Here is a 22348-nt window from a genome sequence, read left to right as displayed (position 1 = left end):
TAAAATTATATGAATCCCTTATTCTTTAAATAGTTTACAATTTGCAGGACGGATTCATCTATTCGTTGATTCTCTGTATCAATTACGATTTCAGGGGATTGGGGGATTTCATAAGGAGAATCGATTCCACTAAAATTTTTCAACTCTCCTTTTTTCACCTTCTTGTAAAGGCCTTTCGGGTCTCGACTTGCGCAAGTCTCAATGCTCGCCTGTATATAGATTTCTATAAACTCCCCATCGGGTAATAGGGATCTGGCAAATGCCCGATCTTTTTTATAGGGAGAAATAAAGGCCGCCAAGGTTATGATACCGGCATCGACAAAAAGCTTCGATACCTCACCGATTCTTCTGATGTTTTCCGTACGATCTTCTTCTGAGAATGCTAAATCGCCATTTAAACCATGACGTATATTATCCCCGTCAAGGCGGTAAGTGTGATGGCCAAGCTCATGTAATTTCCTTTCTACTTCCACTGAGATTGTGGACTTCCCAGAACCGGACAACCCTGTAAACCATAACAATGCGCTTTTATGCCCATTTAGATGTTGCCGGTCTGCTTTTTGGACCTTGCCTTCATGCCAAGTAATATTTTTCTGATTCATCTTCTCACCTCCAATAATCTAGAGTTATAACCAAAAATAATAGACCAATATGACTGTGGTGATCATTGTTAGGATATTCAAGGGAATCCCCACCTTCAAATAATCTTTGAATCGATAACCGCCCGGGCCATATACGATCAGGTTGGTCTGATAACCGATAGGTGTCGCAAAGCTTGCTGAAGCGGCAATGGTGACCGTCACGGCCAATGCTGTTGGATCTAGATCCAAAGTATTTGAAACTTCCAGGATAATAGGGAACATAAGGACGGCAGCAGCACTGTTCGTCATCATTTCTGTAAATAGATTTGTAAGGAGATAGATTGCTATAATGATGGCAAAAAGGCCAAACGGCTTTGAAGCGTGCAGCAGTAGGTCGGCAAGGAAAGAGGCGACACCAGAGTCGATCATCGCATAGCCGATACCGAACGAGCAGGAAACCACCATCAGTACATTCCATTGAATGGCATTCTTTGCCTGCAAGGGACTGACGATTCTTAATGAAAGTAATAACACTGTCACAAACGCCATTCCCGTCAGCATCGTAATAAATCCTAATGTCACCAAAAGGATCATCGTTCCCAGTAGTGCAACGGAGAACCACCCATTCACTGTCTGTTTACGGGTCATCATGCTCTTGTCCAGTGTAGCGGCAATATAGAAGTCATTCGTGTTCGCTTTCTTATAGAAATCGGTTCCCGTGGCAAGGAGTAAGATATCTCCAGGTTTTAGAATGATATCGCCAATTTTATATTTCAACCGTTGATTTTGTCTGTGAACAGCTATTACAGCTGCATTGAATCTGCTTCTGAAATTGGTATCCTTAATCTTCTTATATAATAAGGAAGAATGATGGGAAACCACTGCCTCCGTCAACTGATGATGTTTTGGAAAAGAGGAGCTGCCATTACTTTGTAACAGGAGGCCTTTGTGTGATTGAAGTTCCGTGATGGTGGTTATATCCCCGGTGAATATCAAGCGGTCATGTGCCTTTAATAATGTGGTATTCGATACAGGAGTAATGGTCTCATCTTCCCTGATGATACTGACAAGAAATAGTCCTTTTAAGCTTCTTAACCTGGCTTGTTCAACCGTTTTCTGAATGAAAGGGAAGTCATCAAGTATTAAGACTTCCCCAGTGAACTCTCTTAAGGTTTCAATATTGACAGTGCCTCCTCTCTCAGGCAGTAAGGAAGAACTGAAAAATATGAGATAACATAGGCCTATGAGAGTAATCGGTACCCCTATTTTACCCAGTTCGAAAAAGGAGAACCCAGGCAGGTTCGAGTCAAGAAGCAGACCATGGACAACGAGATTTGTGGAAGTACCAATAATGGTTATGGTACCTCCAAGGATCGTAGCATATGAAATGGGGATCAAAAATTTTGAAGGAGCGAGATGATGATCTTCACACCATTTCTTCACAAGTGGCGTAAAAGCGATGACGATGGGAGTATTGTTCAGGAAAGCAGAAAGAAAAGAGATGGGGAAGAGGAGCTTGGCAAGCATGTGTTTCCTAGAAGTTGAACGGTTTAATAACTTCTTGAAGGCATGATCCACAATTCCACTGTTTTGAATACTTCCGGCAATGATGAACAATAAACCGATGGTCAACATCCCTTCATTTGAGAATCCCCTTATGGCTTCCTGTGGCGTAATGACACCGGTCATGACGAACAGGAGGAGAGTGGAGGGGAGAATGATTTCAGGTCTCTCTATCTCAAAGACCAGGAATGATAGCATAACGATCATTCCGATTATGACAATATAAAATTCAATCATGATGTAATCTCCTTCAGAGCTCCCTTCAAGAACCTTCTCTCATTTCATTGAGCAGTACCTCTATCACTTCAGGCCTTGAAAACTCCTTTGGAGGGATTATTCCGTCTTTTAACATTTTTCGGACCTTTGTACCGCTAAGGTGGATATGAAATGTTTCATCATGAGGGCATGTTTTTGAAGTCGCCATCGCCCCACACTTAATACAATGGAAGGCATGTTCGAACTTCAGTATCTCGATACCGATCTCTTCTCTTGAAAATTGATTGAAAATTTCCTGTGCATCGTACGTGCCATAATAATCCCCGACACCTGCGTGATCCCTGCCGACAATAAAATGGGTGCACCCAAAGTTTTTTCTTACTATACTGTGGAATAACGCTTCCCTTGGTCCAGCATATCTCATGGCTGCAGGGAATGTGGATAAGAAGACTCTCTCTTTGGGATAATACTCGTCGAGTAATACTCGATAGCTTTTCATACGAACTTCTGCCGGAATATCATCTTGCTTTGTGTCTCCTACCAAAGGGTGTATCAAGAGACCATCGACTAATTCAAGTGCTATTTTTTGCAGATATTCATGAGCCCTATGAATGGGATTCCTCGTTTGAAAAGCAACGACTGTGTTCCAACCCAATTCAGAAAATAGCTCTCTAAGCTGTTTGGGCGTTTTGAAATCTTTCTTGAAAATGGCAGGGAACCGAAGAAGTTTGACCGGACCGGAGACATACACGTCGTCTTTCTGGTACGTCTTTTGAACCCCCGGGTGAAGGTTGTCCAAAGTCTTAAATACGAAAAGGGCTTCCGCCTCTTTACTATATTCATATATTTCTTCAATTTCTAATGTTCCGTAGATCACTCCATCTTCCCCTTTAAGTGAAACAGTTTCCCCGCTGGAAAAAGTCTTACTCAATCTCTTGGGCACGGGGAGTGTAATGGGCAAACTCCAAGCCACCCCATTTGATAACCTCATGTCTTTCAATACGTGTAAATAGTCTTTTTGATTCATGAAACCGGTTAAGGGGCTGAAGGCTCCAGTTGATAAAAGCACTAAGTCGGACAGCCCCCAGGAATCGAGCGTGATCGATGGGAGAGTGGATGACTTTTTTAGTAACTCATCGCGCTCATTCCCGATAACAACTTGATCAACTAGCATTCCTCCATGTGGTGATATCATAATCATTTCTCCTTTTTAATTGGAATAAATGTATCAAAGCAGTTGATGGTCAGCATCCATTTGATCTACTGCACCATTTTTCGCTTTATAAACCCTAACAATCTTGCTTTTACTAGTTTATGTGATGTTCTACCAGTGGGAGAGGGCTGTTTAATAAAACAAGCACCTGCCTAGAAATGAATGCGGAAGAGGCTTAAGAAATTCATAATTTCACCCCAGTATTCATAAGATACATAGACTACATCAAAAGGGTGGTGAGCCTGTACATGAAATTATTCATCAACAACCATGATTGGGGGACGATTCCATCACATTCCGTTGCTGCCATCCAATTTTATTGTGCGGAGAATAATCATCAATTTCATTTGGATGAAGAAGAACAAAGGGTGGAAGTGAGAAGTTCCCTTCATGGAAAGAAAGTATGGGTATCAGTGAACACACAGAATACAAATATAAATAATGAAATAAATGAAAAAGTAACCAACGTATTAACTGAATATGGAATTGACGTTTCTTCAAAACGTGATACAGAAAGGATCAGGGAGGGGGATTTGTTAGTTGAATTGGTGTCCAGTCATTCACAGGGTGAGGGCAAGTCTGTTTCGGTCGGTTATAATGAGAGGCTGAATTCCATCAATGTAAAGAAAAATCTCTCAATATTTAAGAAGGAATTGCCCTTCAAGGGGTACTATTTGATACCTGAACACCACTCCATTCCCCATCTGAGATGCTCGATTAAGTGTAAAGATGAGGAATTCCTATTAAAAGAAAGCCCTGTCTTACTAACACATTGTGTGTTGAAAACATTACTCGGAAATCAGAAGCCAAGTTTACTGGATCTTAATGTTCTCCATCTTTTCCAAACGGGAAGTAAACAGACAGGGGAATCAAGCAATCGTACAGATCAGAAGAAGCCAAGTAAAGATATCCAAATGGATGATAAAACGTACGAAGAGATGAAAATGCGTAAAGCAAACCGGAAAGTCCGTGAATCCCAGGAAAAAAAGCCATATGCGGAAATATATTTTGATTACAATGTCATACCCAATCGAAAATCAGAACGCTATTCCATCAAAGCCGATTTCTTCATAAAGAACACAGGAAATGTTGACCTGATGAATCCGAAGATCTGCTTTCGAATGGATCCGCCTGATAAGATTGAAATAGGAGGACAGATCCTCCCACCTGAAATGAGTGAAATCTTTTCCCTGCAAGGTCAAAACGGGGCACAAGGATGGAAGTATATGGGGAAGGATTGGTTGGAAAAGGCCTATTCCACAGGAGAATACTGGATAGAATCAATACAGGAATCATTCATCCCCCCTGGTGAAACGATATCAGTGGAGGGGCTGCAATTTACGGTTGAACCTCTTGAAGAACAGGAAGTTTCAACTATTTTAGGCTTTGTACTATTTGAAGAGCAAGAGCTTCAGCTTAGCTCAAATAACAAGATAAAGATTACTTTTTAACAAGAAGACGATGCCACGGAATGAACTGTGGCATCGTTTTTTCATTCCTTTTCATTCTCTATGAAGTAATAATCCATCGGAGCTGGGAGTTTTTCTGCAGAAGATGTTTGACGTGCTGTAATGATAGGGGCCTGACTGCGTTTTTGACTCTCTACCAGACGTTTGAGCTCCAATAGACTGTGGGTCAAGGTTACATTATATTCCCGTATAGAGTCGATCTCCTCGAGAAAATCAATAAACTTTTGCTCCACTTGCTCAAATTTCCCCTCGAGTACCTCATTCTGTAGAGTAAAGTGAATGTCCTGTTCTTGTTCAACCGCTTCGATTCGTTCATCCTGCAGTTTGGTACGTTGATCGATATCAGCAAATTGGGAGGAAAGCCACCATTCATTTTCTTCAAAATGTTTTTGATATTGACTGATGAATGTTTTAATATACTCCATCTTTTGCTTTTCTGCTTGAATTAGTTGCTCCTTTGCAAATTGCAATGAATCAAGGGTATGTTTCCTTTCTGACAAGGCCTTTTCCAACTCTTCGGTTTTAGCTATCAGGTTAAAGAATATTTCTTTTTTCGTATCTTCTGAATGGGCCAGAGCTGAGTTTAAATCTGAAATATGAAGTTTTTTTCCTTGCAGTTCACTGTTTAAGCTGTCTATTTTTCTTAGGTGCAGGATGTTTTCCTCCAATAGGGATTGATTTTTACTGAAGAGATCTTGTTGCTCCTTCTCGATTTCCGTTATTTTTTGAGATAATTGTTTTTTTTCAAGCTTGATGGAAAGGAGTTCCTGTTGAAGGTCATTTTTGCTCACTTGCGACTGCTGCAACAGCTCATCCTTGCCGTGTAAGGCGTCATGAAGTGCCCTTGCCTGACTTTCCAGCTTCTCTTTGCCTTCTTTAAACAGGTTTCTGTCTTTTATAAGTTCCCTCTCAACGGTTTCGTTCTCATCGATCCGGCGGTAAGCAAGCGTTAATTCCTCCTGCGCCTTCTGAAGTTGTTCCTTATGGTACTCATTTTCAGCATACAAATAACTGCTTTTCAAAGTTCGAATCGTTTTATTCAAGTTCTCGATCTCGGATTTCAAATAGAGGACCTCTTGATCGGAAATGGTGTACATTGGTGGTAATTTCGCATCCTCCCTTATGATAATCTCCTCCTAAAGACTTTTACTCTATTGTATGGACCCAATTGGCTAAACGTTACAAGTACCCAAGCTGTCTAGATTGATTAAAAGCTTACTGTGTATGAGTTCATAACATGTTTCAAAGATTACTAGAAGGAGTGCTAGAAATATGTTTAAGCCTACCGACAGTCGTCCACTCATTTCTTCAAAAAATTCATAGATTATAGTAAGTCAATAGAAAAGGAATCCTCACTGTTTTTATTACATCTATGACCTTTTCCATTGATTAATTTATGACTATCAGGAGTGAATGGATATGAAAAAGAATACAGGCTGCGGATTTGGTCATCACGGATGCCCTCCACAACCATCAAGCGATAAGGCAAAATCAAAAAGCTTATTTACAGAAACTTACGTGCCAGATGTTGACTTGGAAGAAGTAACAGTAGTTCTGGGAGATGTATTTCTTCAATCTTTAACAGAAGCGGAAGTTCATCTGCCAACCTATGCTAGTGCCATTAAAAATATCGAGAAAAACGTCTCTCTCACACAATGTAAAGCGATTCCTGTACCAGGGTTTCCGGATTACGTGAAATTATTCGTAGAAGGGATTGTCCATAAGAACATTCAATATGTAGAAGGTTCCTATGGAGTAGTAAAGGATTATAGTGTTGACATTCCTTTTAAAGCGTATGATCGAGTGAGACTGGCTACCCCTGTCAGCAATCCGTTCGGAATTGACTTCAGCATTAAGAAGAATGTGCTACAAAGAAGAGAACTTGCCAAGGACGGAATGGGAGCTAACCGCTGCGAATTTGGATCATTGACGTTTGAAATCAATAATGAACCGATCAATTGCAAACTTCTGGCTTCTGCTGTTAATCAGTGGGATATTACCGAGAACTTTGACAACTGGGGACGCTTTAATAAAATCACAGAAAAAATGGACATCAATCTGCTTATTAAATTAACTCAGAAGAGACAGCAAATGGCTGGAGACGGGGATACAGCTGGAGGAGAAGAGCAAGGTCCAGAAGTAGTCTATAATCGTTTCAGAAATATCATCCAACAATAATGACTAAATGATGGAGCATGCTTTCTTGAAAGGCATTGTAAGAGATTACGAAGATAATGGTGCGAGGGCAGAGTGAAGAGTTGAAAAGGGGTTCACCCTGAGGGTGAACCCCTTCCTCTTTATACATATCATTGAATCAAATCATCTGAATGGATGTGCACAAATTGTTCTTGTGTTAAATGTAGGCATACCTGTAAACAACCTTGGATTTTTAAAGTTGACTGGCCATTTTGCTTAAAGGATTCATGGTGACTGATAAACGTGAAATCTTGTAGAAAATGTTCAATTGGTTCACAGAAGGAATAATGACATTCATGATGAGTGCTTGGTTCTTGGGTGTTTTCTGCCAGGAATGTGTATTCTTTCATCTCACTCATAGGGATATTAGGCGGAAGTATCCAACGAATGGGAATGGTGTGATCCCATTGAATCGGGATGTGGATAGAGTGTATGGAAGCTGTTTCCCCTGGGTTTACATATTGAATCGAAGCAACAAGAGTCCCTTTCACAAACACAATTCCAGCAGGAAGTGGAGTATTCGTTTTAAGAGATTGGATGGACCAATGTATAGAAAGGATATGTTCAATTGGAAACGGTAATTCAACGTCTTTAAAGATGGCGACCTCAATCTGCAAAGTGGACAGTACAACGGGAATCTTTACAGTTAATGAGCGAGAGTCGGGTAAAGTGGTTTCATTCGAACTTTCCAGGTCCAGGTGTTGTTCTTCCGAAAATAGTTCATTTTCGAAACGGTCTTTTAATGCCGTCAGATTTGGATGTTGGGGTCCGGTTTCCTCGACATCCTCTTGATGTTCATGACTGACTTCATCGGTCTCCTCTTGATGTTCAGGTTTGTCGTATCTGATATCCTCTTCCTGCTCCTTGATTGTTTCCCGCTCTGTGGAAATCTTTTTGAGAACAGAGGTTAAGGAACCAATGCAATGAACGAAATCGGTCTGCTTACTTGTCAGCGGACTCAAATTTTTTTCACAATAGATTGTTTCTAAGTAATGACTAAATGAAGGCAGGTGATTTTCATTATGATCAAATTCATGATCCGAGTATAGCATTTCTTTTTCAGGTGCAGGAGGGGGAGCATTAGTGAGATTCCGATTTCGTTCGTGATGGTCTTCTTCGTCTGCGTGGAGATATCTCCGCTCCTCCAGCTCTTCCTCCAACATCATAAATATCTCTTCCCGGATCGATACAGGTTCATTTTCCATTTCAGAATTCTCTATAAGAACCTCTTCCTCCACGGAGGACTCGATTTCTATATTTTCATCTGAAGTAGACTGGCCGGTGTTGTTCCGGGATTCAGATAATTCCTTTACAGTGTAATCGGACTTCATGTCCCCGCTTCCCTGCTCATCAGCCTCATTCACGGAACCATCGGTTTTGTTCAGTTTATTTGCTTGGTTTACCTCCCTATCCATCACCTTTGGTGGAGGGAAAAACGTCGGGTGGGAATGAATTTTCTCCTGAGAACCTTTTGGCGGATCTGTATTTTTTACGGGACTTTTTTCATTCGTCACATGATCTTGTAAGGAAAGGTCTTGCTTCTGAGTAAGGTTAAATATAGAAAATGAAGGAGATTTCCGGTTGTTTCTTTCCTTTTCTGTCATCTTATTCAGAAAATAGCTTTCTATATCATTATTGTTTTCTTCTCTCATAATCATGGTGATCGGTGCGTTTTACATCACACCTAATCATTTACCTCCTCTCTAAAAATGAATGAATAGGCATGATCAGTCACAATCATCATTCGTGGTGGAGGTAACCCGTATTTGTTGGTTCTGAAGAACTTTTACACATATATCTATGACCATTTTCTCTTCGATGGTGCGGAAGTAGCCTTCTCCAATGGGACCGGTATGAGGGAGTGGGCACCGGTCGATGGCTTCATCCCACTCAATGATTTTGCTTGAAACCAACTCACAATACGGGATTTCATTGTAAAATTGATGGCTTTCCTGATGGAATTGGGATAAATCATGGGTTTGTAGTTCATCTTTTTCCGGATACCCGGAAGGCAGCGGCTTTGAAATAAAGAAATCAAATTCCTGACGATTATTCACTTCCGGCATGACCGGCATGGATAAGAAATGCTTAATGTCTGTCACACATTGAAAAGGTATATCCACTGTGTATGAGTGAAGATCTGATGCAATCGATGTAAGGGACGTTTCTTCAATTTCTTTACAAGGGCTTGCATATTGGATGTTTTTTCGTACAAAACCTTTTACAAAAAGTTTATTAGAAGGAAGAAGAAGTCTGCACTGTGTTAATTTTATCGTTTTTTTAATATCTTTAATTTCCAAAACGGCTTCTGGAAAAGTGATCGTCGCATCTACATTTACCTGTAGTGTCAGTTCCGCCAAAACAACAGGTACCTTGGTCACAATTTTTCCGATACTGACTTTTGGGTGATGACAATGGCTTTTACAATCATGCATATTTGACGTTCCATGGCATTCGGACATTTTATGATGATTTTCAAACATAAGGGGCCTCCTAAAGCAAGATAATGCCATCTTATGATTTAGATTGATAGTTGTTTGGGCCTGAGCCTATATGTATAGAGACTAATTATGGAAAGCCTGCCACAAATACTGATGAGAATGTTGTTCAGAAAGAAAATGCACACGCCCTACTGTTCTCGGGAACAGTAGGGCGTGTGCTGATGATACTAGTTTACTGCTTATTCTGCAGTAAGGCGGATTTGCTGTTTTTGTAATACTTTAATGGTAAAGTTGAGGGACATTTTTTCTAGCATATTGTAGAAATACCCTTCACCTACAGGACCTTCGGATACACGATCTGTTGATTCATCCCACTCTAAAATACTGCTTGAAAGCAATTCACAATAAGGAAGTTGATTGTAGTATTGATTGCTGTATTGATGGAATTGGGAGATATCATTAGATAAATATTGATCCTTCTCTGGATAGCCTGTACCTAAATCTTGAGCTCTAAAGAAGTCAAATTCCTGACGGTTATTTGTTCTTGGGAGCTGGACTGGAGAATCCAGGGTAATCGTAGTCATGCATTTGAAAGGGACGCGGACTGTTAATGATTTAATATCAGAAGATATGCAGGATCCATCGAATCCAGATCCTCCACATGGTGTTGCATATTGAATGTTCTTGCGCACATACCCTGATAATAGCAGAGGAAATTGTGCACCATCTTCACTGAAGTCGCCATTGCTTGTTGGAATTGTCATTAAACGGCATTGTACAATTTCGACTTTCTTTTTTACATCTTTGATTTCCATTACAGGCTCTGGAAATGTAATGTGGGCTTCCAGGTTACTTGATACACGATATACTCCTAAATCTACTGGGACATGGACAATTCTTTCACCTGCCGGGGTTAGAATGGGATCGACTGTTGTGTTGTCGCAGTGATCGAGTGAAGCAGACTTATCTACGTTCACACAATTTTTACTCTTATTATAATCACTCATTTTTTTTCCTCCTATTTAATAAACAATATTTAAACTACACTTTATAATATGCGGGAAGAAACTATTAAGAGTGGATATATGAATCAGTATAAGAGTGGAAATTTACTAGGGAAAATCATTTTAGTAGAAATAGCGCTCTTCCATTTTTCGTTACGCCCCGAAAAAATTTATGACTGGGTACGTGCACAGATGTTTTCTATCCCGGCATAAGCTTTAGGGAAGGAGGAGGATGTAATGGATAGGCATAATTATGCAGCTGTTGACTTGGGAAACAGCTTTTATAAAGCCATTGTATCAACTCAAGGTGAAGTGAGAGAGTATTCCATGCCGAATGCAATTGCCTTATTTGATGAAGAATTTTATGAGAAACCTTACGACGACGAGGATGTTTTACTACAAGACAATTTGATTGTGGAAGTGAACAGTTCAGCACTTCATGAAAAAAGGGATCCATATTATATCGGTAAAGCAGCAGCCAGACAGCGAAATGTGAGTTTAACGGCCTTTAATAATCAGAAGGTAGATGAAGACCGTACTTACACCCTTTTATTTGGCATGTTGGCCCATCATGCTGTAATGAACACCCGATCTGAGACAGATCTATCCTTTGAGATCGATCAATTGGCGGTCTCTCTGCCGACCACTCAGTATAAAGAGCGGAAAGATACGTTGAAAAGCCGTCTCATCGGGACCCATACAGTTTATCTTCACAAGGTTCCTGGTATGGCTTCCCCTAAAGAAATCATTGTAAGACTTCAGATTAAAGATGTCATTATCGGGGCTGAAGGAGCCTGTGCCTACCTGGCATTGACACGGGATGAAGAGACATTGGGAGTCAAAGATGAAGCTCTTTTACAGGACTCTGCCAAAGGGATCCTGATCGGTGACCTGGGAGGGGATTCAGTGGATTTTGTAGGAATCAAAAATAATAAGCCAGTGGCTTCCATCGAGGGCGAACCTTTCGGGATCAACCAGTTTTTAGACCATATCATTCAGAAAGTAAGTAAGTATGAGCTATACAAGTTTGATTCAAGGTCTGAGCTGGAGGAGAAGCTGGTGGCAGGTCAATCCGAGTGGTATGTAGAACCATTCGCAGGTGTGAAAAAGGATATAAGTAAATATATCATCCCTCAGTTAAAATCATTGGCCATTAAATACCTGGAACATTTCGACCGTGTAAGGAACAGCTCAAATGAAATAAAAGGGGCGGTCAAATACATTGCAGTTGGCGGTGCAGCAAAAATAGCCGAATCCCATATAAGGGAAGCGGCGGTGAAGTGGGCAGAAAGAGGACGCCCCATTGAATTATTTTTCCCGCAAAATATGGAAAAATTAAACGTAACAGGATTGATGATCCTTGCAAAATTGAATCAGTTAAAAAACAATCCTGTGCATATGCAATATACAAAAAGCTAAAGGTTGATGAGTATGCCTGAAAAATATGCAGATTACTTTCAAGATACCATTCTAACGATCCCCGATAGCTTCGTAAATGTTAAAACCGGGGAAACGAAAGCCATCACTTCCAAGGTTAAAGAGCAAGTCGCCTATCATGCCAAAAATAATACATTGAATCATCTTGTTTTTTCTGCACTGCATGATTACCTGCATCACGCTAAACCTGTTCAAGTTACGGTACAATCCGAACATGCCATATTAGAAGAACTAGTGGAATTAAAGAGATTGCTGCTTCAACATGGAAATGATTCCTCCAAGACCTTGAACGAATACACCATTAAGAGTCCAAAGGAACAAAATCATGCTTCCGTTGGAATGAAAGAAATTGACGATCTACTTGAAGCTTTTGGAGGATGAAAAAGGTGAACGACTCTCGTTCACCTTTTTTCATTGGATGCATTTATAAATGAACGGCAGGCAGGCAGGTAATAGCACAGAAACAAGACAAGTCAACAGTTATACAAATTCCGGTTCCCATCAAATCATCCACACTTTTGTGGTCGATCTGTTTACAAGGTGAAGAGAGGGCGCATTTACTTTCATGATGATGGGAATCGCCCTTATGGTGGTCGGATTTAAAGGTCAATAATTCAAGAGTCGCACATTTATGATCAAGGTCTATTACCTTAAAGACGTAGGTCTCAATGCACTTGAAGGTTTTTTTCTTTTTTGAGTGACAGTGATAGGTCGTAACACCAGTGCCCTTAAATGGCTCGCAGCCACAATATAAAATAAAAGGGATGGTATTCTTCTTGGGTTTCTTTTTTTCACAAAGTAAATCCTCTATGGACTTTTTACATGAAGAATCACAACCATGGTCTTTTCTTGCTTTTTTCTGAGCTTCAAGGATTGCTTCTAAAACGTCTTCTACACAATGATTATAATGCCTGGAGCGGGAGTCATGGCATTTGTTCTTTTGATAATCTTCATGGAAATAGGTGTCCTGGGCATTTGAATTCTGACTATAACTCATTCTTTAACACTCCTTTACAATTTACTACTAATTATCATACGTTCATAAGGGAATATTCGATTGAGCCTCTAGCCTAAAATGATAAAAAATAGATTTCAGGTACATAATTGGTAGTTAATCAATGCTTAGGGATGTGACGATAGATGAATGTTTCCCTGTGTGGCAGAAAGAGGATACATATGTAAAGAAATGATCATAGTACAGTAGAATTACTAGCTATGATAGGAATGAAACATTTTTCAACACTTTAGCGACTCTATTGTATGTAGGGTTGAAAACCTTTATACTATAGTAATGTGCAACAATGTTTATCCTGTTAATTCGGCCGGCTTTATATATAGAAGAAAACGGTTTGGTTATAGAGGTAGAAAGGGGATTATTCATGAACGAAGAACAGCGAAAACATGGACAACAATCGAAGTCTGTATCTCCAGCAGACCAAAAATCTGTTAAGGATTACAGCAAGTACTTTGAAAGTGTCTATATCCCGCCGTCTTTAAAAGATGCCAAGAAGCGTGGGAAAGAAGAAATAAAATACCATAATGACTTTACAATCGATGATCAATATAGAGGACTCGGGGAAGGAAAGAAATTCTATATCCGCACCTATGGTTGTCAAATGAATGAGCATGATACAGAAGTGATGGCAGGGATCTTCATGGCACTCGGCTATGAAGCAACGAATTCGACAGATGATGCGGATGTCATCCTATTGAATACATGTGCCATCCGTGAAAACGCTGAGAATAAGGTGTTCGGCGAATTAGGACATCTCAAACATTTAAAACGGGAAAAGCCTGATCTATTAATTGGAGTATGCGGATGTATGTCCCAGGAAGAATCGGTTGTCAACAAAATCCTGAAAACCTATCAACAGGTCGACATGATCTTTGGAACGCATAATATTCATCGTCTTCCTCAAATATTATCTGATGCTTATATGTCCAAGGCGATGGTCGTTGAGGTGTGGTCGAAAGAAGGGGACGTCATTGAGAACCTTCCAAAAGTCCGCCGTGGCAATATCAAGGCATGGGTCAATATTATGTACGGATGTGACAAGTTCTGTACATACTGTATCGTGCCATATACACGAGGGAAAGAAAGAAGCCGCCGTCCTGAAGAAATCATTCAGGAAGTCCGCCATCTGGCTGCACAAGGGTATCAGGAAATCACTCTCCTTGGTCAAAACGTCAACGCATACGGTAAGGATATTGAAGACCTTCAGTATGGGCTGGGAGACTTAATGGATGATCTTCGTAAGGTGGATATTCCACGTATCCGATTCACTACCAGTCATCCAAGGGATTTCGATGATCATTTAATCGAAGTTCTTGCCAAGAAAGGAAATCTGGTCGAGCACATTCATTTACCTGTTCAATCAGGTTCGACAGATGTCCTGAAAATCATGGCACGAAAGTATACCAGGGAACAATTCCTGGAATTAGTGGGCAAAATTAAAAAAGCCATGCCGGACGTGGCGCTTACGACAGATATTATCGTGGGTTATCCAAATGAGACCAATGAACAATTTGAAGAAACCCTTTCTTTATATAAGGAAGTTGGCTTTGAATCAGCATATACCTACATCTACTCTCCACGGGAAGGTACCCCTGCAGCGAAGATGAATGACAACGTGCCGATGGAAGTGAAGAAAGAACGCCTTCAAAGGCTGAATGCAGTGGTGAAAGAATATTCTGCTGAAGCGATGAAGAAATATACGGGTCAAATCGTTGAAGTGCTTGTGGATGGGGAAAGCAAGAAAAATCCGGACATATTGGCAGGCTACACAAGACGCAGTAAGCTCGTAAACTTCAAGGCTCCTAAAACAGCCATTGGGAAAATAGTGAAAGTGAAGATCACAGATGCCAAGTCCTGGTCATTGGATGGGGAAATGGTAGGAGAAGGCCAAATCGGAACAGAATTCCAGGAAGCAGTAGAGGTGAAATAATATGGCAAAGTATACAAAAGACGATATTATGAAACGTGCAGAAGAATTGGCAACAATGATTGCTGAAACGGAAGAAGTGGATTTCTTTAAGCGGGCGGAAGCACAGATCCACGAAAATCAAAAAGTCCGTGAAATGATCGCAAGTATCAAGAGTTTACAAAAACAAGCCGTTAACTTCCAACACTATGGGAAAATCGAAGCCCTGAAAATGGTTGAGGCGAAAATTGAAAACCTTGAAAAGGAAATCGATGAGATTCCGGTTGTTCAACAATTTAAGGAATCCCAAACGGATGTGAATGATTTACTGCAAATCGTTGCTTCGGTGATTTCAAATAATGTGACAGATCATATCATCGAGACTACGGGTGGTGACCTACTCCGTGGGGAAACAGGTTCACATGTGAAAAATTCAGCCCCTGGCAGCTGTTCCTGATTCAGGGATCATAATAAACGCCAGACAATCACAGCTCATAACGATCTATACAGGAAAGGGATCTTCCTTTCCTGTATAGATCGTTTTTTTTGTTGGTTATTTCACCATTCCCGTCAAGCGCATTCCGGAACATTCAATTGGGATTCGCATACAATACATTATCTAAGCAACAATCCCATTATGTAATAAAATTTACTCGCACAAACACCTAGATAGTCGCATAAGATGAATTGAAAATGAATGAGGAGGTTCGCTCGAATGGCAGAATATAGAGAGATTATCACTAAAGCGGTCGTAGCGAAGGGACGTAAATTTACACAGTCTCATCATACGATTTGCCCACCGCATAATCCATCGAGCATTTTAGGCTGCTGGATCATTAACCATCAGTATGAAGCACACAAAGTCGGCAAGAAGGTCGAAGTTCACGGTTTTTACGAAATCAACGTATGGTACTCCCACAGTGACAACACGAAAACTTCGGTTGTAACCGAGAGAGTAGAATATACAGATTGCATTAAATTGAAATACCGTGATCCAGACTGCTTAGATGACATTGAAGTATGTGCGAGAGTACTGCAACAGCCAAATTGCTGCGAAGCGGTCATTTCACCGAACGGTAACAAAATCATCGTTCACGTCGAACGTGAATTCCTGGTGGAAGTTATCGGAGAAACGAAAGTATGTGTCCTAGTGAATCCTGAAGGTTGTGACGATGAAGACTGGGATTGCGACTTGGATGATGAAGATTTTGAAGAGTTAGACCCAGACTTCTTAGAAGGCGACGAAGAATAAAATAGACTAGGAAGACGGCCTCTTCCTAGTTTTTTCTTCTTAGCACGTAAGCAGTCGGAAAATGGATATGAACAAACGGGCATCTGTGCAGATGCTCTTTTTTTATGGAAATGTCGTTACTGTTTTCGCTTAGAGGATAAGCAATAAACTGATGACAGCGCATGTGATAGAAGCGATCAATCCCGTCAGGAGAGGTTTAATTCCCAGACGGATGATATCTTTTCCTTTTACTTGAAGACCCACAGCCGTCATCACCATGATGATCATGAACTTGGACGAACTCTTAAGGTATGACTCCATGTTCATTGGAATCAATCCAAATGTATGAAGCAGTGACATGGCCAGGAACAAAAATATGAACCACGGAAAGGCTTTCTTATAATGAGATCCCCCTGTACTTTTCTTCCTTAAGATAAACGGAAGGATGAACATCACAGGAATCAGGAATAATGTTCTGGCAAGCTTCACCGTCGTCGCTACTTCACCTGCTTCGTCTCCATATGCGTAACCAACGGCAACCGCCGAAGAAGTATCATGTACGGCGGTACCCGCCCAGATCCCAAACGATAGATCAGACATGTCGAGAAGATGCCCGATGATGGGATACGTAACAAATGCAATTAAATTAAAGAAGACGATCGTGGATAATGCATAAGCGGTTTCATCCTCTTTAGCACCGACGATCCCTTTAACGGCTGAGATTGCTGTGGCTCCACATATGCTGGTGCCGATACCGATCAATAAGCTCAGCCTTTTATCGATACGGAGCCATTTCCCTACAACATAAGTCACTGAAATGCCTATGGTGACAGAGAAAAATATCACCCATAGAGCTCTTTGACCGATATGGAGGATATCATAAAGGCTCAATCCTACACCCAGAAAAACGATGGCCACTTTCAAAAGAACCTTCAAAGTAAACTGTATTCCCGGATCGAAAGCTTTCGGGAGTTTTGTTGTGTTTTGGAGGATCGCCCCGATCAAGATCGCAAATAACAAGCTGCCGATCAGTGGAAAAAGGGTGCCCAACCCTCTTGATATTATACTGATTAATAGGATGATGAAGAGGCCCCAGGCTTCTCTCGGAAGAATGGAGCCTTTGTGTTTGTCATGCTGCAAAATTCATTAGCTCCTTTATTAAGATCGACCATGTATAAGTATAGTACAATCTCCCTAATGACGTGAACCAATATGCACTACTCTATTTATTGTATGTTAAAATAGAAAAGATATAGAAAATATAGACCCAGTAATGAAAGGATTTTTTACATGAAAAAGATTTTGGTCCTGGCAGAAAAACCTTCTGTCGGTAGAGATATTGCCAGAGTACTTAAATGTACGAAAAGTGGAAATGGATTCTTGGAAGGGAATGATTATATCGTCACTTGGGCTCTTGGACACCTGGTGACCCTTGCAGAACCTGAAAGCTACGACGATCGATATAAATCATGGAATCTTGAAGATCTACCCATGCTCCCTTCTTTCCTTAATCTTGTCGTGATCAAGAAAACAGGAAAACAATTCAGCACGGTCAAAGCGCAAATGAACCGCCCTGATGTAAAAGAGATAGTCATAGCCACCGATGCCGGTCGTGAAGGGGAGCTTGTCGCCCGTTGGATCATTGAAAAAGCCCGGGTGAATAAGCCGTTAAAACGGTTATGGATTTCATCTGTCACTGACAAGGCCATAAAGGAAGGATTCAAAAGACTGAAAGATGCGAAAAGCTTCGAACATTTATATGCTGCTGCCGAGGCACGATCCGCTGCCGATTGGTATGTTGGAATGAATGCAACAAGAGCGCTGACCACCAAGCACAATGCCCAATTGTCTTGCGGCCGTGTACAAACACCGACGATAAGTATCATTGCGCAGCGAGAGGAGGAAATAAAGAATTTCACCCCCAAACCCTTTTACGGAATACAAGCTGTGACGGATAAAGGGACCTTTGTGTGGTCCAACAGAAAAACGAATGATACAAGAACGTTCTCCAAAGAAGAAATCACTTCAATCATGGACTCATTAAAAGACAGGAAGGAAATCGTCATTCAGTCTGTGAAGAAAACGTTGAAGAAAAATTATGCACCTTCCCTTTATGATTTGACTGAATTACAAAGAGATGCCCATAAGATCTTTGGATTTTCTGCTAAAGAAACGCTTTCTATCATGCAGAAATTGTATGAGCAGCATAAATTGGTGACGTATCCAAGGACAGATAGTAAACATTTATCAAGTGATATGGTTTCAACCCTCAAGGACAGATTGAAAGCGGTGAACGTTCAACCTTACCGGAAGATGGCCCACAGGGCGTTACAGGGCACGGTGCAATTGTCAAAAGCTTATGTAGATGATCAAAAGGTGACAGATCACCATGCGATCATCCCTACGGAAGAAACACCTTTTATTCAGAAGCTGCAGGACAGGGAAATAAAAATATATGATTTGATCGTCAAGCGTTTCTTAGCTGTATTCCTTCCTCCCTATCAGTACGAACAAACGACTGTAGATGCCTCAATCGGGTCAGAAACATTCCAAACAAAAGGGAAGCGGATTGTAGACTCCGGATGGAAAGAACTCTATGATCACAACACTGAAGCGGACCAGCTTCTTTCCAGAATGGAAGAAGGGACTGCCTATCCGGTTCTGTCAATCAAAGAAACGGAAGGACAAACCAATCCTCCAGGAAGATTTAATGAGGGTACACTGTTGTCTGCAATGGAGAACCCTAAGAAGTTCATGAAAGAAAGCAATAAAGACCTGCTCGCTACAATTTCTGAGGCAGGCGGCCTTGGAACTGTCGCAACTAGGGCAGATATTATTGAAAAGCTCTTCAATTCAGGGGTAATAGAGTCAAAAGGAAAAGATATTCATATCACTTCCAAAGGGAAGCAACTATTGGAACTTGCACCTCTGGATCTCAGGTCACCTACCTTGACAGCGGTGTGGGAGCAAAAGCTTGAAAAAATCGCCAACGGCTCCCTGAAAAAGCAGGAATTTCTGAATGAAATCAAGGATTATACGAAGAAGTCCGTCAGTGAAATCAAACATTCAACTCAAAAATTCACCCATGATAACCTGACAGGTACCAAATGTCCGGACTGTGGGAATTTAATGTTGGAAATTAAGAATAAGCATGGAAAGAAACTGGTTTGCCAAGACAGGGAATGTGGTCACCGGAAAAATATCAGCAAGAAAACGAATGCCAGGTGTCCGAATTGCCATAAACGCCTGGACTTAAGAGGAGAAGGGGAAGGCCAGACATTCACTTGTGTTTGTGGACATCGGGAAAAATTATCGACATTCAATGATAGAAGAAATAAAGAAAAGAATAGTAAAGCGACAAAAAGGGATGTTAATAAATATTTAAAAACACAACAGAAGGAAGAGCCGGTCAATACAGCATTAGCTGATGCCTTAGCAAAATTAAAATTGGATCAGTAGCCTTTCCTGGGGATGAGTGCCTATTTTGGCAATCATCCCTATCTTTTATCATGATTAATTGGTAGAATATTTGTAATTATGAAAAAACGAGGTGGAATCAGTGACATCCTTTACAATTGAAGAGTTTTTCGAGGCAATCGAAACGGGCAATAAAGCGGTAGTCGAACAAACGTTAAGAAATGATACAAATCTTTGTAATGCAGAGAATGAACAAGGTTTAACCGCCCTCGGGGTAGCGTCGCATTTTGATCAAAAGGAAATTGTGGAGCTTCTTCTGAATTTTGGTGCAGATATTAATTCCGTTTCCAATTCAAAGGTAGCGTATATTCCATCCAACACAGCATTACATGCAGGAATTGCCGGTAAAGCGTCAAAAGAATTAGTGGAATTCCTGCTTGATCAGGGAGCGAATGTAAATCAGAGTGATTCATCCGGCCATACACCATTACATATTGCTGCATTTGATGGTTCTGCAGAGATTGTGACTTTGCTGCTGGCTTATGGAGACGATCGAGCCAACCAATCACAACATACCCAATCTCCTTTGGAGATCGCTACTGAAAGAAATAATAAGGATTTCTTGAAGGCTCACGAGAAATATGTTAAAACGAAAGTATAGAAGCCGATAAGGCGCATTCCCAAGAGGGGGTGCGTCTTTTTGTTATATTGAAAAAATTTTAAATGAATTGTACGCGGTTTCATTGTTGGTTTAAAAGGCTTTATATGAATCCATTGATGTTTATGTATTCTGAAAAAATAATGTTTTTAGAAAATTCTGTTGTTATTTGTCGTTTTTCGTATTAGAATAAACGTTAATTTCAATTAGTGAAGGGAGGACATCGTGATGCTCACATTTCTTGCATCCATCTGTATTCTGGTAGTTGGTTATTTCTTTTATTCAAAGGTGGTAGAAAAGATTTTCGGGGTGGATGATTCCAATATCACACCTGCATATGCAAAAAAAGACGGCTTGGATTATATGCCCATGAGCTGGTGGAAAGCAAGTCTGGTACAACTCTTGAACATTGCGGGATTGGGTCCGATCTTCGGTGCGATACTTGGTGCTTTATACGGTCCTGTCGCATTCCTGTGGATTGTAATAGGAACATTGTTCGCTGGAGCCGTACATGATTATTTTTCCGGAATGCTTTCTCTCAGACATAATGGGGCACAGTTCCCGACAATCGTAGGGAAATATTTGGGGAAACCCGTTCAGTCCGTCATGAACATTTTGTCCATCGTGTTAATGATCCTTGTATCGGCAGCCTTTACATCAGGGCCCGCGCAACTTATGGCAGAGGTGACGCCACTTAACTTTATGACCTCTCTGGTTATTATCTTTACATATTTTCTGGTTGCAACAGTTTTACCGATCAATAAAATCATCGGTAGGATTTATCCGATTTTCGGTGCGATACTTATATTTATGGCGGTAGCAATCGGAATCGGATTATTCTTCTTTGAACACCCGGTCCCTAATTTAACATTTGAGAACATGCATCCAGGCGATCTGCCTTTATGGCCTCTCTTAATGGTCACCGTGTCATGCGGAGCCATTTCCGGCTTCCATTCCACTCAAAGTCCGATCCTTGCAAGGACCTTGAAACGGGAAAGCGAAGGTCGGAAAGTATTTTATGGGGCGATGGTTGCTGAAGGAATCATAGCACTTATCTGGGCTGCGGCAGGGATGGCATTCTTTAATGGAACAGCCGGTCTTCAGGAAGCACTCGCTTCAGGAGGTCCTGCAGGGGTGGTTAATGAGATCAGTAAAACGACACTGGGGACTCTCGGCGGTATACTGGCGGTCCTTGGTGTCATCATCCTTCCTGTGACGACAGGGGATACCGCCCTCAGATCTTCACGTATGATGCTCGCAGATTTACTGAGCGATTTTAGGAAAAAAGAAATGAAAGGGAAATGGCTTCCAGGATTACTCGTCATTCCTGTTGCAGTACCTACTTTCCTGCTGACTCAAATTGATTATACTTTTCTTTGGAGGTATGTAGGCTGGTCGAATCAAGTAGTTGCGACGGTCATGCTTTGGACCGCTTCCATCTATTTATTGCAGAAAGCAAGATTTCACTGGATATGCAGCCTTCCAGCTTTGTTTATGACAGGTGTGGTAAGTTCGTATATTTTTTATGCACCAGAAGGCTTCGGTCTTTCCTATTCTATTTCCATGGTTCTTGGAGCAATCATCTGGTTAGCCGTATTGGCCTGGTTTATTGGACAAGTAGTAAAGTACAGACCGGAAAGACAGCAGTCGCTGAAAATGAAATCAGTCAATTCATACCGTTAATAGAAGAAACAGCCTTTTCATTTGAGGAGGCTGTTTTTTGTGCATGAAAGATAAGTTTACTAGAGGGATTTGTGAACTTTGTCGATTAAAAACTGAATTTTTATAAGATTTAGACAAATTATTCTACAAATTTCGCAGAGTGCGTATGATACCTTATGAGAAACGGACAAGAGTGCTCAAACAATAATGACAATACATAATGACAAATGATGAAGGTAGTTCGTCTTACAAAATGTGTAATGCAATCTTTTTTCGTACGGGTTAAAATTAAGTGAAAATAATAAAAATTCAGAATTTATCTAGAGGGCAGTGAAATCT

General features: G+C 40.8%; 19 protein-coding genes. 10 read left to right on the top strand and 9 right to left on the bottom strand.

Translation table 11 applies throughout. The annotated features are described in order from the left end of the window. Positions 1–5 precede the first annotated feature (5 nt). Genes cysC through sat form a run of 3 tightly spaced genes read right to left on the bottom strand, consistent with a single transcriptional unit; the run spans position 6 to position 3561 of the window. Entirely contained in the window at positions 6–602 is a 597-nt protein-coding gene (gene cysC, locus N5C46_RS04450; protein ID WP_261751096.1) for an adenylyl-sulfate kinase, read from the bottom strand. A gap of 24 nt (positions 603–626) precedes the next feature. Further along, positions 627–2381 carry an SLC13 family permease gene (locus tag N5C46_RS04445; protein WP_261751095.1) on the bottom strand — a complete coding sequence of 585 codons (1755 nt, stop codon included), beginning with the start codon at positions 2379–2381 and terminating at the stop codon, positions 627–629. 25 nt (positions 2382–2406) lie between these two features. After that, on the bottom strand, positions 2407–3561 hold the full coding sequence (gene sat / locus N5C46_RS04440) for a sulfate adenylyltransferase (RefSeq protein ID WP_261751094.1): 1155 nt from the start codon (positions 3559–3561) through the stop codon (positions 2407–2409). Between the two features lie 260 nt (positions 3562–3821). Between sat and N5C46_RS04435 the strand changes: the two genes are divergently transcribed. Then, positions 3822–5024, top strand: a complete 1203-nt coding sequence (locus N5C46_RS04435; protein ID WP_261751093.1) for a hypothetical protein — start codon at positions 3822–3824, stop codon at positions 5022–5024. A 41-nt stretch (positions 5025–5065) separates the two neighbouring features. On the opposite strand, the gene N5C46_RS04430 is transcribed toward N5C46_RS04435, so the two are convergent. Next, positions 5066–6106 carry a coiled-coil domain-containing protein gene (locus tag N5C46_RS04430; protein WP_261751092.1) on the bottom strand — a complete coding sequence of 347 codons (1041 nt, stop codon included), beginning with the start codon at positions 6104–6106 and terminating at the stop codon, positions 5066–5068. Positions 6107–6461: 355 nt separating this feature from the next. Between N5C46_RS04430 and N5C46_RS04425 the strand changes: the two genes are divergently transcribed. After that, positions 6462–7220, top strand: a complete 759-nt coding sequence (locus N5C46_RS04425) for a CsxC family protein (protein WP_261751091.1) — start codon at positions 6462–6464, stop codon at positions 7218–7220. Between the two features lie 128 nt (positions 7221–7348). On the opposite strand, the gene N5C46_RS04420 is transcribed toward N5C46_RS04425, so the two are convergent. The 3 genes from N5C46_RS04420 to N5C46_RS04410 form a co-directional block, all read right to left on the bottom strand. Further along, on the bottom strand, positions 7349–8569 hold the full coding sequence (locus N5C46_RS04420) for a hypothetical protein (protein ID WP_261751090.1): 1221 nt from the start codon (positions 8567–8569) through the stop codon (positions 7349–7351). Between the two features lie 396 nt (positions 8570–8965). Next, a complete protein-coding gene (locus N5C46_RS04415; protein WP_261751089.1) occupies positions 8966–9721 on the bottom strand; it encodes a CsxC family protein in 756 nt (251 codons plus the stop codon). 197 nt (positions 9722–9918) lie between these two features. After that, complete coding sequence (locus N5C46_RS04410; protein WP_261751088.1) at positions 9919–10686, bottom strand: CsxC family protein; 768 nt, start codon at positions 10684–10686, stop codon at positions 9919–9921. A 234-nt stretch (positions 10687–10920) separates the two neighbouring features. Between N5C46_RS04410 and N5C46_RS04405 the strand changes: the two genes are divergently transcribed. After that, positions 10921–12102, top strand: a complete 1182-nt coding sequence (locus N5C46_RS04405; protein ID WP_261751087.1) for a ParM/StbA family protein — start codon at positions 10921–10923, stop codon at positions 12100–12102. A 12-nt stretch (positions 12103–12114) separates the two neighbouring features. Then, positions 12115–12501, top strand: coding sequence for a hypothetical protein (locus tag N5C46_RS04400; protein ID WP_261751086.1), 387 nt, complete (start codon positions 12115–12117; stop codon positions 12499–12501). 43 nt (positions 12502–12544) lie between these two features. On the opposite strand, the gene N5C46_RS04395 is transcribed toward N5C46_RS04400, so the two are convergent. Then, positions 12545–13117: a CotY/CotZ family spore coat protein gene (locus N5C46_RS04395; protein ID WP_261751085.1), complete on the bottom strand. Its 573-nt coding sequence runs from the start codon at positions 13115–13117 to the stop codon at positions 12545–12547. Positions 13118–13499: 382 nt separating this feature from the next. On the opposite strand from N5C46_RS04395, the gene miaB reads away from it, so the two are divergent. The 3 genes from miaB to N5C46_RS04380 all read left to right on the top strand — a co-directional run bounded on the left by miaB (position 13500) and on the right by N5C46_RS04380 (position 16293). Next, positions 13500–15065: a tRNA (N6-isopentenyl adenosine(37)-C2)-methylthiotransferase MiaB gene (gene miaB, locus N5C46_RS04390; protein ID WP_261751084.1), complete on the top strand. Its 1566-nt coding sequence runs from the start codon at positions 13500–13502 to the stop codon at positions 15063–15065. A gap of 1 nt (position 15066) precedes the next feature. Then, a complete protein-coding gene (locus tag N5C46_RS04385) occupies positions 15067–15498 on the top strand; it encodes a YlbF/YmcA family competence regulator (RefSeq protein WP_034759994.1) in 432 nt (143 codons plus the stop codon). A 258-nt stretch (positions 15499–15756) separates the two neighbouring features. Beyond that, entirely contained in the window at positions 15757–16293 is a 537-nt protein-coding gene (locus N5C46_RS04380; protein ID WP_261751083.1) for an outer spore coat protein CotE, read from the top strand. Positions 16294–16422: 129 nt separating this feature from the next. On the opposite strand, the gene N5C46_RS04375 is transcribed toward N5C46_RS04380, so the two are convergent. Next, entirely contained in the window at positions 16423–17412 is a 990-nt protein-coding gene (locus N5C46_RS04375) for a YeiH family protein (RefSeq protein ID WP_261751082.1), read from the bottom strand. A 150-nt stretch (positions 17413–17562) separates the two neighbouring features. On the opposite strand from N5C46_RS04375, the gene N5C46_RS04370 reads away from it, so the two are divergent. The 3 genes from N5C46_RS04370 to N5C46_RS04360 all read left to right on the top strand — a co-directional run bounded on the left by N5C46_RS04370 (position 17563) and on the right by N5C46_RS04360 (position 22030). Next, positions 17563–19731 (top strand): DNA topoisomerase III, encoded by a 2169-nt coding sequence (locus N5C46_RS04370; protein WP_261751081.1) that lies wholly within the window; start codon positions 17563–17565, stop codon positions 19729–19731. A gap of 100 nt (positions 19732–19831) precedes the next feature. Beyond that, on the top strand, positions 19832–20350 hold the full coding sequence (locus N5C46_RS04365; RefSeq protein ID WP_261751080.1) for an ankyrin repeat domain-containing protein: 519 nt from the start codon (positions 19832–19834) through the stop codon (positions 20348–20350). 225 nt (positions 20351–20575) lie between these two features. Further along, positions 20576–22030 (top strand): carbon starvation CstA family protein, encoded by a 1455-nt coding sequence (locus N5C46_RS04360; protein WP_261751079.1) that lies wholly within the window; start codon positions 20576–20578, stop codon positions 22028–22030. Positions 22031–22348 lie beyond the last annotated feature (318 nt).

This window comes from Rossellomorea vietnamensis, assembly GCF_025398035.1.
Taxonomy (GTDB): Bacteria; Bacillota; Bacilli; order Bacillales; family Bacillaceae_B; genus Rossellomorea; species Rossellomorea vietnamensis_B.
This window is presented reverse-complemented; position numbering and strand designations above follow the sequence as displayed.